The 16764-nt window shown below is 40.8% G+C and carries 13 protein-coding genes and 2 pseudogenes; 7 read left to right on the forward strand and 8 right to left on the reverse strand.

The window, feature by feature from the left end; translation table 11 throughout:
* Positions 1–121 precede the first annotated feature (121 nt).
* On the forward strand, positions 122–1036 hold the full coding sequence (locus V7K89_RS15340; protein ID WP_335188463.1) for a M23 family metallopeptidase: 915 nt from the start codon (positions 122–124) through the stop codon (positions 1034–1036).
* Between the two features lie 9 nt (positions 1037–1045).
* On the opposite strand, the pseudogene V7K89_RS15345 reads toward V7K89_RS15340, so the two are convergent.
* From V7K89_RS15345 to V7K89_RS15355, 3 genes and pseudogenes are all read right to left on the reverse strand, one after another.
* Positions 1046–1353, reverse strand: a pseudogene (locus tag V7K89_RS15345) (IS1/IS1595 family N-terminal zinc-binding domain-containing protein); the annotation flags it as partial.
* A gap of 110 nt (positions 1354–1463) precedes the next feature.
* Positions 1464–2054, reverse strand: a complete 591-nt coding sequence (locus V7K89_RS15350; RefSeq protein WP_335188465.1) for a thioredoxin family protein — start codon at positions 2052–2054, stop codon at positions 1464–1466.
* Between the two features lie 228 nt (positions 2055–2282).
* Positions 2283–4193 carry an ATP-binding protein gene (locus V7K89_RS15355; RefSeq protein WP_335188467.1) on the reverse strand — a complete coding sequence of 637 codons (1911 nt, stop codon included), beginning with the start codon at positions 4191–4193 and terminating at the stop codon, positions 2283–2285.
* Positions 4194–4523: 330 nt separating this feature from the next.
* On the opposite strand from V7K89_RS15355, the gene V7K89_RS15360 reads away from it, so the two are divergent.
* Together V7K89_RS15360 and V7K89_RS15365 are read left to right on the forward strand one after the other, a co-directional pair.
* Positions 4524–4727: a hypothetical protein gene (locus V7K89_RS15360; protein ID WP_335188469.1), complete on the forward strand. Its 204-nt coding sequence runs from the start codon at positions 4524–4526 to the stop codon at positions 4725–4727.
* 362 nt (positions 4728–5089) lie between these two features.
* Positions 5090–5938, forward strand: a complete 849-nt coding sequence (locus V7K89_RS15365; protein WP_335188471.1) for a cyanophycinase — start codon at positions 5090–5092, stop codon at positions 5936–5938.
* 364 nt (positions 5939–6302) lie between these two features.
* Here V7K89_RS15365 and V7K89_RS15370 read toward each other — a convergent pair whose 3' ends face one another.
* A complete protein-coding gene (locus V7K89_RS15370) occupies positions 6303–6458 on the reverse strand; it encodes a hypothetical protein (protein ID WP_335188473.1) in 156 nt (51 codons plus the stop codon).
* Between the two features lie 59 nt (positions 6459–6517).
* Here V7K89_RS15370 and V7K89_RS15375 point away from each other — a divergent pair, with 59 nt between their 5' ends.
* On the forward strand, positions 6518–6667 hold the full coding sequence (locus tag V7K89_RS15375; protein ID WP_335188475.1) for a hypothetical protein: 150 nt from the start codon (positions 6518–6520) through the stop codon (positions 6665–6667).
* A gap of 47 nt (positions 6668–6714) precedes the next feature.
* On the opposite strand, the gene V7K89_RS15380 is transcribed toward V7K89_RS15375, so the two are convergent.
* The 3 genes from V7K89_RS15380 to V7K89_RS15390 form a co-directional block, all read right to left on the reverse strand.
* On the reverse strand, positions 6715–7926 hold the full coding sequence (locus tag V7K89_RS15380; protein WP_335188477.1) for a sensor domain-containing diguanylate cyclase: 1212 nt from the start codon (positions 7924–7926) through the stop codon (positions 6715–6717).
* Between the two features lie 479 nt (positions 7927–8405).
* Positions 8406–8636, reverse strand: coding sequence for a DUF6737 family protein (locus tag V7K89_RS15385; protein WP_335188479.1), 231 nt, complete (start codon positions 8634–8636; stop codon positions 8406–8408).
* Positions 8637–8695: 59 nt separating this feature from the next.
* Complete coding sequence (locus V7K89_RS15390) at positions 8696–10315, reverse strand: cyclic peptide export ABC transporter (RefSeq protein ID WP_335188480.1); 1620 nt, start codon at positions 10313–10315, stop codon at positions 8696–8698.
* A 336-nt stretch (positions 10316–10651) separates the two neighbouring features.
* On the opposite strand from V7K89_RS15390, the gene V7K89_RS15395 reads away from it, so the two are divergent.
* On the forward strand, positions 10652–12307 hold the full coding sequence (locus V7K89_RS15395) for a B12-binding domain-containing radical SAM protein (protein ID WP_335188482.1): 1656 nt from the start codon (positions 10652–10654) through the stop codon (positions 12305–12307).
* A gap of 134 nt (positions 12308–12441) precedes the next feature.
* On the opposite strand, the pseudogene V7K89_RS15400 reads toward V7K89_RS15395, so the two are convergent.
* Positions 12442–12588: pseudogene (locus V7K89_RS15400) on the reverse strand (IS5/IS1182 family transposase); the annotation flags it as partial.
* A gap of 205 nt (positions 12589–12793) precedes the next feature.
* On the opposite strand from V7K89_RS15400, the gene V7K89_RS15405 reads away from it, so the two are divergent.
* Together V7K89_RS15405 and V7K89_RS15410 are read left to right on the forward strand one after the other, a co-directional pair.
* Positions 12794–13819 (forward strand): helix-turn-helix transcriptional regulator, encoded by a 1026-nt coding sequence (locus V7K89_RS15405; RefSeq protein WP_335188483.1) that lies wholly within the window; start codon positions 12794–12796, stop codon positions 13817–13819.
* Between the two features lie 280 nt (positions 13820–14099).
* Positions 14100–16739 (forward strand): TonB-dependent siderophore receptor, encoded by a 2640-nt coding sequence (locus tag V7K89_RS15410; RefSeq protein ID WP_335188485.1) that lies wholly within the window; start codon positions 14100–14102, stop codon positions 16737–16739.
* Positions 16740–16764 lie beyond the last annotated feature (25 nt).

A 16764-nucleotide genomic window follows, 5' to 3' on the forward strand; every position in this document is an offset into this window, starting at 1 on the left:
AAAATCTGAAAAGCTAGAAAGCTACAAACTCACTAAAGATTTCCTGATATTTTCCGAGTAAGCTTGAAACAACAAATAATTAGAAAGTGTCTGAACTATTGTTCTAATAAACTTGCAACTTATGAAAAAAGCTATAATTTATCGATACCGTACTTATGGACTAGTTGGGTTAATATCCTTAACCGCTGTATTAAGTACAGCTACATCTGCTTTAACACAATTGGCAGGCGATTCCCCAATTGGGCAAACTCCTATCCCTACTTCTAACTTAATCTGGCCAACTAAAGGATTTATTTCTCAAGGCTTCCGCAAATATCAACATGAAGGAATTGATATTGCAGGGGCGTCTGGAACTCCTGTTGTTGCTGCGGCATCCGGTACAGTTGTTAAAGCAGGTTGGGATAATTGGGGATTAGGAAATGCCATAACTATTAAACATCTCGATGGCAGCATTACTGTTTATGGCCACAATCGCCGTTTGTTGGTGAGCAAGGGTCAACAGGTCAGTCAAGGTCAAATTATTGCCGAGATGGGATCTACAGGCAATAGTACAGCACCTCATCTGCACTTTGAAGTTCATCCAAATGGTCGAGTAGCAGTTGACCCCCTTCATTTGTTGACATCTGTAACTGCAAGTGTTGGCTCTGGTTCTAAAGTTCAGCAAGTGGATAACCCAAACCGCCCAGTCTTGCCACCCCCAGTAGCAAATCAAGTTTCACCTTCACAGCCAATTCCAATAGGTTTTGCACCTGTAAGTGCTGATACTAAATGCAATGGAGTTACCATCATTGAAGGTGAGACAGCAAGCATTCGTGTAAAAGTCTGTGAAGAAAATGGTCAGTTATTTTATATTGGGCAATTGAAGCAAGACCCAACCAAGCCTATAAAAATAACAGCTTTGAATATTGGTAAAAGCAGATATCGAGCAGATAATGGGAGTTTTTATTATTTAGTCACTCCAGAAAAAGTGGAAGTTTGGCGAAATGGCAGTCAGATTCGTTCTGACAGTTTTTATAGTTTAACGAAATCGCCTTGATATTCTTCCTACTTCATCCAACTCGCCAACCGTTAGTATCTCGGGTGTTAGTGGTGTATCTGAAAGTTGCTCACCGATTTGTTTTAGCCAGTAAATTACAGTTGTATGATCAACACCTTTGTCACCTCAATGGCTCGCAGCCTATACCATTAACGTCGGCTTTTAGGCATGCTTGTTTTACCTGATTTGAGTAGCCTCTTGGTGTGACTATAAACATCAATAAATTGACGACCACACTTAACACATATCTGATTGTGTTTACCTCGCCGCTTTCCGTTTTTTCTTATCTCCGTAGACTCACAGTATGGACACTGCACAGTAGAATACCTCAATTTATCCCTTTATTATGCAACGCCCAAGTTCGCTTGATTAATATATGATTCCCACATCTGTGCTTCCCTTGCTGCCACTGCTTCCCCAGCAACGTCTAATTTACTACCTGGCTACCATGACTGCGGGGGTCATCTTGATTCGCCGTTGGTGCCACTGGGGCTGAAAATTTGGAAACTTTGCCGCTAGCTTGAGCGTAAGGGAGAAAGGAACCAGTAACCAAAGCTTCTAAGTTACTAGCCATAATCGTCCGGGGTTGATCGCCGATCGCTTGAGCGATGGTTTCCCCTTGCTGATTCAAAAATACAAAATGGGGAATCCCATCTACCCGATATCTCAGCATTTCCGGCAGCCACTTGGTATTATCTACATTCAGCATGACAAAATTCATCTTGTCAGCATACTCTGTTTCTAGTTGAGTGATATCTGGTGCCATTTTTTGGCAGACAGTACACCAATCAGCATAAAACTCTACTAGAGATGGTTTGCCATTGCTGACGGCTACTTCTAAGGGTGTGGAAGTTTCGCTTAACTTGGCTAGAGTTGCGGAGGTTGTTTCAGTTCGCAATCCTAAAACGAGGGAAACGCTAAGAGCGATCGCTACCATTACAATTAAGAAGTTTCTCAGACGCTTCCCGAATGTGGATTCAAGTTTTTCGGGAGAATTAACAGGTGAATCAGTACTCATAACAAAATTATAAAAACTTATTAAGCAATTTCTTCTTTAGTTTAGCTGACTCTAGGTACTCTATAATTTCTTCAGCTTTGGAAGCTTGAACTGGGGATTGGGCATGGGGCATGGGCACAAGAGGAAGAGGGGCAAAGGGGCAGACGGGAAAGACTTACTGCAACTTCTCCCCTCCTCCTCTGCTACCCAGTCCCTAATACCCAATCCCAAAGCGCCTATTTACTTCACTTACAAAATTGCTCCAGTTTCCTTCAAATAAACCCGCGTGAATGGTTCATCTTCACCCAAGGTATAATCTTCAATCAATCCTTTGCGACGAATAGAAATATCGTTGCCTTTTCTAATTATCACAGTCGAACCATCGAAAACATCTCGCGCCAAAATCATCTCAGTTTCGGTGGGATTATCCAAAACTACGATATTACTATTCTGGTAAAATACGCCCTGTTCTTCGAGGATTTCTTCAGGGTACTCGGCAATTAGCAAATCAACTTTAGGATGACGCAGTAAAGTTTGGACATTACTGTTGTAATCTTTGCTTAATACTTTTTTCGAGCGATTCACAAAAACGGCATCACGACAAACAGCACCTATTGTCAAGTTAGAATTTTGCAAAAGGATATGGTCAATCGTCATTTGTAGTTCTTCAACTGAAATTTTGTTAAAGGTAATAATTGGTATCTTGGCATCTGTACCCGATTCAAAAAAGGTTTCTAAAATATGAGAAGGCACATCAACACTTTCACCAACAGAAGGTTTAAGATGCATTAAAACGCCTGGTGCAGCATTGATTTCCAAGATGGCAAAGTTACTAGACTTCCAAGATTCTGCAAGACTTTTGGTGATCACATCAATCCCCAGGCAAGTTAGCTGAAAATGTTGGGCAATATCTTGCGCCAAGATAATATTGTCATCATGAACTGTCGAGGTTGCATCAATGCTCATACCTCCGGCTGAAAGATTGGCAACTTTACGCAGGAAAACAGTGCGTCCTTTCTCAATCACACTGTCTAATGATAAGCGCTGTTCCTCTAGGTAGAGTTCCATCGCTTCATCGATCTGAATTTTACTCATCGGCGAAGTTGGCGTGTCTAAACGTGCAGGTTTGCGGTTCTCTTGGCGAATTAACTCTGCAAGCGTTAAATCCCCATCACCCACAACTGATGCAGGACGGCGTTCTGTGGCGGCGACGAATCGACCGTTGACACACAGCATACGAAAATCTGATCCTGTGATGCTTTTCTCAACAATTATTCGGGTTTGCTGATTTTCGGGAATCGCTGCTACTGACCGATTATAAGCAGATACCAGTTCTTTTGAGTCTTGTACATCAGCCGTGACGCCAATTCCTTTGTGACCTACCACTGGCTTAACTGCCACTGGGTAGCCAATTTCTCTTGCTGCTGCCAAGGCTTCTTTCTCGGAAAAAACAATATTACCTTCAGGTACTGGAAAACCCAAGGTTTTTAAAAATGCTTTACAGTCATCTTTGCGGGTAGTGAATTCCGAATCTAGATGGCTATCACAGTTAAATGTTGTTGCTACCCCCCGGACGTGTTTTCTTCCCAAGCCGTATTGCATTAATCCTTCTTCCCACAAATAAAAGGCGGGAATACCTTTCTGGTAGGCTGTTCGCAATAGAGCGTAAACTGTGGGACCACCATAGACAGATGCGCGAAATCTATCTTGCAACCTTACCAGTTGCTCATCAAAGGCAAAGTCTTCGTCTTGGGTAATGGCTTCAAACCAATCCCAAACAAAGTAGACTACCTCTCTAATTGTGCGCTCATGTAGTGATTGGACGCCAATCCGCGTCAGATTTGGATATGGCTTAACGCTCCAGTGGTTAAAGTGTAAATCCATGTCCAGTTTTCCGACTTCGGACACAACTTGGGCAAAGAGATGAGCATAAGATTCGTAGGTTTGATCGCGAAGATTTGGATAACGATCGCCAATGCTGGCAATATAATCTTCAATGGGCAAAGGCTCTCTAGAGTCAATTAGAGTAAAATCAAATACTAGCGCCCCTACATCTAAATAAGGGTTGGGGCCAAGGTAATGCTTGAAATTGAAAATATCGAATACATCTGTTCTTCTAGCATTAATGCGGACTAATTCACTGCTTTTTTGTAGAACCATTGATTACAAACCTTCAGCTAAACACCCTGAAATTCTAATGCTGAGTTGTAGTTACTCAGACTTACTAATTGTAGATTGACTCACGTTAATTGTGGAGAGTGATGGCTTTGCCACTGAGTTAATCAGAACCCACGTTAACTCTATTACTAAGCATTTTTAACTATCTTAAGGCATAATTTAATCCCTATTCTTCTGCCAGGAATCAAGAACAGTCAATTCATCCTCATGAATAATTTAAAGATATAACCTTTGAATGGTGCAACACTTATCCAAAAATTGTATAAATATATATGAGGCATTAAAAAGACAGTATAAAAAAACAGCAAAGTTATGAATAGCACACAAGCTGCTCTAAGAGATGAGATTCGAGAACTTGCTGACGAAGCTTTTCACCGAAAGCTGATCTCTGGACATGGAGATGGGGAAGATATGAATGAGTATCAAATTGTCTACCAAGGCAAACCCAGACATCTCCCATTAGAACAAGCACGTTTTTTCTTAACTAACTTGCTTTACAAAAGTCGGGTTGATTAGGGCTTGCCATCAGATATCTATTGCATTTAGCTAGGGTCAATACTAATTACTCACATCGCTCGATAAATCTCCAATCAACAATTAGCAATATAGCCAACAATGCTTCTAGAAAATACTTCTAGAGGCAATTGAAGTTGTGAATTTTATTTATTAGTTGGGAAATTATCTAATTTTTCAGAAAAGTATTTTGGTCTAATTGCGATGTCTAACGACAAGCCGCTTCTATACGAGACGCTCCGCGGATAATGCGTTTACGCAAATGTTAACCCTACTTTTAGCAAGTAATCTATCAAAGGGATGATTTGATACATTGAATTGTCATGTTTTAGTGATATTTATTAACTTAAATCTAGGGGAGCATCATGGTGGAAAGTAATATCAAAAAACAGTTAGTAATTATTGGGGGAGCTGAAGATAAAGAGGGGGATTCCGTAATTTTGCGGGACTTTGTACGACGCGCTGGGGGTACAAAGGCATACATTGTAATTCTGACAGCAGCCACAGAACTACCAAGAGAAGTGGGAGAAAATTACATCAGAGTGTTTGAGCGCCTGGGAGCCGAAACTGTTCGCATCATTGATACAGAAACCCGTGAAGATGCATCTTCATCTACCGCATTGGAAGCTATTAGTAAAGCAACTGGGGTATTTTTTACAGGGGGAGATCAAGCGCGTATTACCAACATCCTTAAGGACACCGAAATCGATGTGGCGATTCACAAACGGTTCTCCGAAGGTGTAGTGATCGCAGGTACAAGCGCCGGAGCTGCTGTGATGCCAGACGTTATGATTGTGGAAGGCGATTCAGAAACACATCCTCGGATTGAAACTGTCGAAATGGGCCCAGGTATGGGATTTTTACCAGGGGTAGTAATTGACCAGCATTTTTCCCAACGGGGACGCTTGGGACGTTTAATATCAGCTTTGATACTACAGCCTGCTGTCTTGGGATTTGGTATTGACGAAAATACCGCTATGGTAGTGATAGATAACCAAATTGAAGTAATCGGTGCAGGTGCGGTTACGATTGTTGATGAATCAGAAGCTACATATAACAATATGGGCGAAATTTTGAAGGATGAGTCTTTGGCGATTTGTGGAGCAAAACTTCATATTTTGCCACATGGCTTCAAATTTGACCTGAAAACTCGTCAGCCTATCCTAAATAATGGCTCTGTACCAAATGGCTCTGTAGCAGTTGCGTCTAATTAATACTTAACTTTTAGCAAGTGTATTTAAACTGAAAGTTTTATCTAATCGCTGTAATACCCCCTGCCTCAACCTTTTGTAGGCAGGGGATATCAAGCGGTTCAAAACTTGAGTGTAAGCGAAATCAAGTTTGCGTAGTAGCTAAGTTTTTAACAATCTGGTATAGGAAAGAGTGATATTTGGCGTTGCATAATAAAAGGATGAATTGAGGTGTTCTACTGTGCAAAGTATAGAGAAATACCTGTATTTGCCTGAATCATCCTGGATTTATGCAACGCCCGAACTTGTTATGACACCAACTTGTGCAACTAAAACTTGATTTCTTTCCGTTTTGAGTAAAAGAGCTTCTTTGAGCATCTCAGTTAGATTAAATCTGTCCACAGCAATTACCAACAGTGGCAATTGAAGACAGATGAAAATCCAGTGAATAAATCTCCAACTGCATCATCTGGTAGTGATCGCACACAGCTTCTATACGACATAATCGTTCCAGAATCTCTAAATGGCGCATCTGGGTAATCATATTTAGCTCCTGTCTGCGCTCCTGTTGCCAGAATTGCGCTATCTCTATTTTAATAATTAATGGCAACCAGCTACTTACAATCTGCCAAGGGCTTGTGCTGTGTTTGCCTCGTTCATCCCTTAGAGCAGTTGCATCATGCTAAATATGGGTGCGATCGCACCCGTGACTTACTCGTAGTTCCTAAGTCTACGGATATCCCAAGGCAATGAGCGTTGGCTTTGACACAGGATGTGAAAAACAAAGACAGGATACCGCTTCATGTAAGAGATTGCCGCTTGAGACGCTTGTGAGCATACATTAATTCGTCAGACTTGGCGATTAGTTGTTCTAGTGACATATCGCTCTCCGGTGAGTAACGCTCTATCCCGATACTCATCGAAAGTTTATAGCTACGGTTTTGCTGTTGATTAAAGTTGGCGACATTTGCTTGTAGACGCCCTTGGATACTATCAGCGTCCTTAAAGTAGCTATAGATGAAAACAATGAACTCATCACCACCCAAGCGTGCAACAATATCTGAGTTCCGAAAACTTTGCTTAAGTAATCGACCAGCATCAATAATTAAGGCATCTCCCATGTCATGACCAAGGGTGTCGTTAATCTGTTTTAGCCCATCTAAATCAATGAACATAACCCAGCAAAACACTTTCATGCGGTGAGCAATTTTCAACTGCTGTGCAGCCATTAGGAAGAAACCACGTCGGTTATACAAACCTGTTAGTTCATCAGTCAGCAATAACTGTCTTCCTTCGATCTCTGCTTGTTTGCGGTTGCGAACTTCCTGAATGAGTTCCATTTGAGCGATCGCTTGACGACTTAGGCGGCGCAGTGCATCTAACTGCTGATAACTTAGGTGATGAGGAATGGTATCGAGAACACACAACGTCCCAATTGGAAAACCATCAGGTGTAATTAGAGGGACACCAGCATAAAAACGAATTTTGGGATTACCTTTGACTAAGGGATTGTTCTTAAAGCGATCGTCTTTAATGGCGTTAGGAACCACTAATATATCCTCTGGTTGAAGAATGGCATGAGAGCAAAAAGACCAATCTCTAGGTGTTTCGTTACTTTTTAGTCCAACCTTAGATTTAAACCATTGGCGATCGCTATCAACTAAGCTAATTAAAGCAATTGGAGTCTTACAAATGTAGGCAGCAATAGCAGTTAGGTCATCAAATACTTGTTCGGGTAGGGTATCTAGAATATTGTAGTCTGCCAGCGTTTTGAGCCTTTCTGCTTCATTGTCAGGTAGAGGAACAGCTTGGATTTTCACAGATGAGTGTCTAAGCCTTAGCCAGGTAAGTTTGAGATGCTGGAAATTTCGGAACAACCGCAGCATTACCTTTCTAGCAACAAGGCTGCGTGACATAAATATCTGTGCAACGAAAATCAACATTCGGTTGAATATACATAAATATTTTATTACATAATGTTCTTCATAGGTTTGGTTTGCTCTGTTGTTCATGTCACCCCAGCTTTCCCTGTCAAATTCCCTAAGTCTCTAGATACTTACAAGGTCTTTTGCCCAAAACCGACTTGAAAAATATTAATATTAGCTAAAAGTTATCAAAACTTATTATATGTTTAGAGTTCTTCATCATGTATTAATGTTTTTGATACCACTAATTTGTTTATATGTATATAAGTTCCGAGGGTTAGAAACCGATTCGGGGAACTTCTTCTTCACAATTTGCTTGAGCGATCGCTTAACTTTGCAGCACAGTCTTGCTCATCTCTGCACATCTACGCAGAGATGATCTGATGTCCGGTTAAAGACTTATCCATTAAGACCGCAGAGGGTTAGATAGAAGGGGTTTTGAGATTTTTGCATAGATTCGGGAATTATACTAATTAGCTGGATACGATCTGAGATACTAAATCTCTGAACACGGTAAAATAATTTTCTCTATCTGGGCTAATTTCCAGCATTACATTAAGCTCAAACTACTCTTTATACGACTCCAAAATTCCACTGCGAATCATTAGTTGTGGCCAAAACAACACAAAAAATGCCATCCACGTTCCTATAGGGATGGAAACAAGAACTGTTAGCCAGATAGTTTTAAATAGTAACCAGCTACCACCAATCAATGTCACACCTGTGAGAATTATAGACCAGGGTTGACACCACCAAGGTTTGTAGTTCCAAGGACTTATGGGCTTTTGTTCAGACATTAGTTTTATTTAATCAAACTCCAAATATTCTTTTAACAATTATGAATTGTTTTGACAGATTAAGTTTTATCGTACTCTATTTTTCCATAGTCAAGTTTGATAATTCGGTCTGCTAAATGAAAATAGCGATCGTCATGGCTAATCACCAGCACTGTTTTTCCTAGCGATCGCAGTTCTGGGAGAAGTTGAGTGTAGAATATTTTCTTGAATACTGGATCTTGATCGGCTGCCCACTCATCAAATAGATAAATTGGTCGATCTTCCAAGTAAGCTGTGAGTAAAGCTAGCCGTTTTCGTTGTCCTTGGGAAAGAGCAGTTGTAGAAATTTGTCCATTTTCAATTTTCACTTTATGGTCTAGTTGCAGTTGTTGTAAATATTTTCTCGCTTGAGAATCCAAGTTATAATTTTTTAAACCTAAAAGTTCTTCAAATAAATAAAAGTCGGAAAACACCACGGAAAAATGCTGGCGATACCATTCTCGATTATCTTCGCTAATAAACTCGTCATCAAACCAAACTTCGCCGTTTTCTGGGATATAAAGCCCAGTAATTAGTTTAGCTAATGTAGATTTACCGCTACCATTACCGCCGACAATGAAGACTAATTCTTGAGGATAGAGTGTCAAATCGATGGGGCCAAAAATAAAGCTATTGTCTTCTTGCTCTGTGTAGTAAGTATGGGTGACACTTTTAAAATTTAAGCTGTGCCAGTCAGATTTCAGAGCAGGTGGAATAGTTGATATTTCAGTTCGACTAGCTAGAAATAAACCCAGTGACTCAATTTTTTGTAAAGCAATGCTAGCTTTGCTTAACAGAGGAAGTTTACTGATGATGTTATCCATTGGTAACATCAAGTAAGCGAAGGTCAAAATGTAGCCAGAGAGAGTTTCGGGATTGATGGTAAGCAGATTAGGCAGTATAAACAGAACAAAACCGAGGGCAAAAAAGAATATGAGTTGACCCCAACTTGAAGTTATGGCAAAAAGGGTTAGACCGTTAACGTTATGATGACGAAACTCGTTAGCAGTTGATTGCAGCTTTTCTTCTAAAAAATCTTCACGCCGCCTGTAGTTTAGTTTGAGTTCCTTGACTCCTTCGGTAATGGTGCGAAAATGTTTAAATAGATGATCTTCATCTTCACGAGCTAGGGTCAGTAATTGCCTGCCTCTGTTGAGTAGCCACTGACAACTAGCGATCGCTACTACTGTAATCCCACAAACCATCAGCAGTACTAACCAAGAAAGCCAGGTTATATACGTTATACAACCCAGGACGATCGCTAAATTAATAAAAATGAAAGGCATTTGATAAACAGCATTAGCCACCGCCTGAATGTCTTCTGTTAAAGTTGCTAATAATCGAGGATTTCCTAAGCGTTCCAGATGACTCAATTCAGAAGCGAGAATCTGGCGACTCAAATGCATCCGTAATTGTAAGACTGCATTCTGAGAAAGACGAATCAGCATCACTTGAGAAATGATACTGGTAATTAATGCAACTATTGCCAGTCCTGCAAAACCCCAAATTATCGATGTCAGGCGAGAAGCAGTACCGCTACTTGCAGCATGACTAATTAAGGCAATCAAGCTAGCACTACTACCGCCACTCAAAAATCCAGTAGCGATCGCGATCGCTACCATCCCCCATGAAGAACGCAAAAGAAAGTAAATCAAATTCATGACAAATGCCTATACCCAGTTGGATACAACAAAAAATGAAAATCTCTCTTTTTATGTCCCATGCACGATTTCCATAATAGTTGTTTGCCAACCAATTAAATTTGCATTGCTAGGGTAGATTTTATATTTTACCAGTTAAACACCCCTTCTATGACGATGAATCAGGCAGAAGGCAACATTGGACGATTTATAATCTTTAGGATTTTGTTTTGAGCAAAAATACATTTATAATTCCTTCTGCCTTCTGCCTTTCTTTGGTAAGCTAGTTGCAATTACAGCTAATTATGTCAATAAACTGTCAAATTACCTGCTCAGTTTTCCAGGGTGAAATTTGCGATGACTGTAAATTTAAAGTCTTTAGAGAACCAAATTAATCTAGCGGACGATTCTAAAACCGCTGCTGTGACTCAAAAAACCCGCTACGTTCCTTCGCACCATCGACGCATTTTGTGTATTTTTCCTAAATACAGCCGTTCCTTTGGTACTTTTCATCACGCTTACCCACTCATGGGTAATGTCCGGGCTTTTATGCCACCCCAAGGTATTTTAATTGTGGCTGCCTATTTACCTAAAGAATGGGAAGTCCGGTTTATTGATGAGAATGTCAAATCAGCAACGAGAGCTGATTATCAATGGGCTGATGTGGTGATTGTCAGTGGAATGCATATCCAGAAACCCCAGATTAATCAAATTAACGAACTTGCCCATCGAGCCGGAAAAATTACCGTTGTCGGTGGCCCCTCGGTATCTGGGTGTCCAGAATATTATCCTGAATTTGATATTTTAAATTTAGGCGAATTGGGAGATGCTACCGATCGCATGATCGAATATCTAGACCAAAACTCTCAACGTCCCCAACAACAAATTCGCTTTGAAACCAAGGAACGTCTCCCTTTAACAGAGTTTCCCACCCCAGCTTATCATTTGCTGAATATCAATGATTATTTCCTGGCAAATGTCCAGTTTTCTAGTGGTTGCCCTTATCGCTGCGAGTTTTGTGATATTCCCGAACTCTATGGCAACAATCCCCGGATGAAAACACCAGAGCAAGTAGTCGCTGAGTTAGATGCAATGCGACAATCTGGCAATTTGGGGGCAGTGTATTTTGTCGATGATAACTTTGTTGGCGATCGCCGCGCCGCCATGAAGTTGCTTCCTCACCTGATTGACTGGCAAAAACGCAATGGCTACCCTATTCAGTTTGCCTGTGAAGCAACGCTCAACTTAGCTCAAAGTCCAAAATTGCTGCAAATGATGCGCGAAGCCTATTTTTGCACAATCTTTTGCGGAATCGAAACACCAGAACCAAATGCTCTCCATGCGATTTCCAAAGACCAAAATCTGAGTATGCCAATCTTAAAAGCGATTCAGGTTTTAAATAGCTATGGTATGGAAGTAGTATCAGGAATCATCATCGGGTTAGATACAGATACACCAGAAACAGCAGACCGAATTCTCGAATTTATTCGGGCATCGCAAATTCCCATGTTGACAATTAACCTACTTCATGCACTACCGAGAACTCCATTATGGCGGAGATTAGAAGCAGAAGGGCGACTTGTCTTTGATGAAACCCGCGAATCAAATGTTGAGTTTTTGATGCCCTACGAGCAAGTTGTTGAGATGTGGCGGCGGTGCATCACAACTGCTTATGAGCCAGAATTTTTATATCAGCGGTTTGCCTACAACATGGAACACACCTATCCAAACCGGATCGAAGTTCCTAACAGTCCAGCTCGGGTTTCTGGGGCAAATATTCGCAAAGGTTTAACTTATTTAACCAATATTTTGCTGCGGATAGGCGTATTTAGTAACTATCGTCAGACTTTCTGGAAAATGGCCAAGCCAGCACTGAAAGCAGGTGATATTGAAAACTTGGTTCACGTTGGACTTGTCGGACACCATTTAATTAAGTTCGCCCAAGATTGCGCCAAAAATGAAGAATCAGCTTCGTTTTATTCCCAAAAAATCCTTACCAAAGTTCGTAGCTAACTGTTAGAGAAGAGGTAGAAGAAGCAGGGGCAGCGGGAGATGAGGAAGATGGGGGAGCGGTAGGAGAGAAAAACTTATTCCTAGTGTATTGATCTAAATGCAACTTTCTGCATTAGACTTCTTGCAAAAGTTAGTTAGACAGATTCGGTTTTAGGAAGATGAAGCTCGTAGTTGTACAAACCAGCTATTAGATTTAATCTTAAACCAAATCTTTTTTTTTGATTGCGATATCGCTCAGACAAAATTTTAAATATCTTAAGTTTTCAATTGATATGCTCACCTAAAATTAGCACTTTGGCTAACTCCTGATTACTCTTTTTATCTTAATAACTCAACTCACCTCTCCTGAGTTTTTTTGGTATCCAACTACGAACATGAAGCTTATGAATTCCTTTATATCCTTCTAAGCGATCGCTGCTTTGACTAAAAACAAAGTCACCATTCTGCAAGATACTAAAGATACTTGTGGTTGAGCAATCAAAGACTATGGAGACAATTACATCAGCACAATACCATCAACAGCATATAGAAAGCCGCAAGGGTTATGAAGTTGCCTATAATACTAAAGGTTACGATCGCATTGTCAAATATAGCGATCGCTATGTTACAGGCAGTTATCGAGAAGTTGAACTGCGACACGGAGTCCGTCTGCTGCTATATGATGGCACATGGCTCAAAGACTTAAGTGTAGAAACCTTGTTTGACAGTCATCAATGGATTGTAGCCCGGTTTCATCTGGCTGGAAGTAGTAAAATATTGATTTCTGGAAATCAAAATAAATCCTTCAAAGCTGATTATATACACCAACCAGGTAAAAACTATTTATTTTATTTGTCAGATATTAAACAAATTGACGAAGTGACAGTAGGTACAGAACTGACAATTTTAATTCTTTTCAGCTTCGATTTCTTCAGGTCATTTTCTACAGGTTCAGAAGTTCTGCCCGAACCATTAAAAGTACTGCTAGAGTCTGAGACTCTGCCTCTATTTCATCATCAAGTTGGTCACATTACTCAACAAATGAATCTTGCTTTGCAGCAAATTTTGCATTCTCCTCATCAGGGGATGATGAAGCGGATGTATTTAGAAAGCAAAGTCATCGAACTTCTATCGTGGCAATTGACTCAGTTTGTCGAAACTCAACAGGGACAGTATCCATTTACTAGTCTCAAACCTGTTGATGTGGAAAGGGTTTACCAGGCTAAAGAAATTTTAATTCAAAATCACATCCAGCCACCTTCACTGATTGATTTAGCACAGCAAGTCGGGCTGCATCATATGAAGCTAAAACTTGGCTTTCGCGAGATTTTTGGAACAACTGCATTTGGTTGTTTGCGCTCTTACCGTTTAGAGGAAGCAAAGCAGTTTTTACAAGAGGGCACAATGACTGTGGAAGAAGTGGCAAATATGGTTGGTTACTCACATCTAGGTCATTTTAGAAACGCTTTTAAGCGCAAGTTTGGCATTACCCCTGGTGCTTGTCGAGCAGGGAAAAAGATTGTTATGGAATAATGATTTTTTCTTCTATGGAGTAAAAGGGATTGGGATTGGGAATAAGTTTTGTGGCGTGTATTATGCCGTTCTCTTACGCACCCTACCAGATTAGATATGGGAATAAGAGAGTAAAAGTTAATACTACACCATCATCGCGACCAGTTAAAACTTGTCCTTTATGGCCTAATTTTTGTCCTCCATGGCCTAGATTTGTTGTCCTATAAATACGTAAGCTCCTTACAATAGTTGCAAATTTTTTTTAATAAAAATTTAGACTAAATGTGTGAGGAGCAAAATCTTGCAACAACTTTGGCAATTTTTTATTTTTCATCTAGGGATTGGGATTTTTGTCCATCTATTCCTGACTCAAGGAGCTTTGGCTGAGTCTCAACAAAGTCAAGTCATTACTGAAATACCCACAGTCACTAATTCACGACCTCTCTCAACTGATGCCAAAGACTTGTTATCTCAAAATATAGAGAATGATTTAGTGATTAAAATCACTCAAGTCAAGGTGAACACCACAAATAAAGGAATTGACGTAATTTTAGAAACAACTGCATCGGAGAAATTGCAAATAGATGTCAAAAGTCAAGGTAATAACTTTATTGCTGATATTAAAAATGCTCAATTGTTTCTACCATCAGGTAACAAATTTAGCCAACAGCAACCAGCACAAGGAATCACGACTGTAACTGCTACTAACTTTGATGCCAATACTATCAGGCTGACAGTAACGGGTGAAGTGGGTTTGCCAGCTGTAGAGTTGTATGATAGTCCGAGGGAGGGTTTAGTTTTTGCTGTTGCCAGTGCGACTACTTCTGGGCAACTTGGGCAACAACCACCTTTACAACAGCCGGAAGCTCAACAAAAGCCAACAAGCGAAACTCAGCCAGAACAACCATCGGCAGGGAATGATGAACCGATTGAGTTGGTGGTAACGGGAGAGCAAGATGGCTATCGCGTGTCAAATACCTCAGTGGGAACCAAAACCGATACACCCTTGCGGGATACTCCCCAGTCGATTCAGGTAGTTCCCCGGCAGTTGATAGAGGATCAGCGGATAACGAATTTGGGTGAAGCACTAAGAAACGTACCCGGTGCGAGGCAATCAGATAATTCTTCAGCCCGTGGGAATAATGCACTCCCTCAGATTCGAGGTTTTAGTTCGCAAGACAATATCATTACAAATGGGTCGAAAAACACCAACAATATAGATGGTGGTTTTAATTTTGCTAATATCGAGCGGATTGAGGTTCTTAAAGGACCTGCCTCTGTTCTGTACGGTCAAGGTTCGCTGGGTGGTGTTGTCAATCTTGTGACCAAAAAACCTCTGGCAGAACCTTACTATTTCATCGAAACCTCTGCTGGCAGCTACAATTTTTATAGCGGTGCAATAGACCTTTCAGGTCCCCTCAATGACAATAAATCTGTACTGTACCGTCTCAACGTTGCTGCTTTGACTACAAAGAGTTTTGTTGATTTCTACGACGAGCAACAATACATTGTCGCCCCTACTCTTAGCTGGCAAATCAGCGATCGCACCAAACTCACCCTAGCAAGCGAATATAAAGAACGAAGCAAAAATAATGGTAATTTTGGTCTCCCCTTTGAGGGTACTCTATTACCTAGTCCGAATGGCAGACTCCCTCGCAATCTTAATCCGGCCTGGCCAGATTCTAAAAGAACAGAAATAAGTGTATATCAAGCTAGCTACGAACTTGAGCATCGTTTCAGCAAAGACTGGGAGCTACACAGTAGTTTCCTATTTTCTCAGGAGGTAAATGATAGAGCTACAGTTGATATTGGTGAATTTTTACCAGATTTACGGACTGTGGATAGATACTATGCATACAATGTAAACCATAGTGATACCTATAATTTTGACACTTATACAGTTGGCAAATTTCAGACAGGCAGTATTGAGCATCAACTGTTAACTGGCTTTAATTACCAATGGGGATCATCCTCAGACGTTGGTGGTGGTGGTGGACCTTTTGACCAGCTCGATCTGTACAACCCCGTATATAGTGAGCCAGCCAAGCTTGGACTAAATGATACATATGCATATGCCACTTTATCTAAATCAAACTCATATGGCTTTTATATCCAGGATCGACTGACCCTAGCGGAAAATTTAAAACTGGTTTTGGGGGGACGCTACGATATTGCAAATTCAAAAGGAGGGAATATTGGTGAGGACTTGACCGAATCCCCACAACAGGAAGCCTTTAGCCCAAGAGTTGGGATCGTCTATCAACCAATAGAGCCAGTTTCGCTCTACGCTAGCTACAGTCGCTCATTTACCCCACAGGGTGGACAAGATTTTGATGGTAACTTGTTTCAACCTGAACGTGGCACACAGTATGAAGTGGGTGTGAAAGTAGATTTGAATGACAAGCTGTCTGCAACCCTGGCTTTGTATGATTTGACCCGTTCCAATATCCTTACCAGCGATCCCGATGAAGCCCGTCGCAATTTAGGATTTCAAGTTCAAATTGGCGAACAGCGCAGCCGGGGTATTGAATTTGACGTGTCCGGTGAAATTTTACCGGGATGGAACATTATTGCTAACTATGCTTTTACAGATTCAAGAATCACAAAAGACAACGACTATCCTATTGGTGACGAGCTTCGTAACGTACCAAAACATTCTGCTAGCTTATGGACAAAATACGAAATTCAATCTGGTAGTTTGCAAGGATTAAGCTTCGGGGTCGGAGTATTTTATGTTGGTGAAAGACAAGCATTATTGCCTAATGATTCGCAATATATATTACCCAGCTATGTCACCACTGATGCCGCGATTTTTTACAAACGAGACAGGTTCCGTGCCGCACTAAATTTCAAAAACTTGTTTGACTTGTACTATTTTGAGTCTGGGGGTCTACTAGGCGATCCGTTTACTGTGCAAGGTACAATTTCGTGGGAGCTATGATCCTACCTTAGACTTATTATCTCAA

The sequence above is a fragment of the Nostoc sp. genome, assembly GCF_036917515.1.
Taxonomy (GTDB): Bacteria; Cyanobacteriota; Cyanobacteriia; order Cyanobacteriales; family Nostocaceae; genus Nostoc.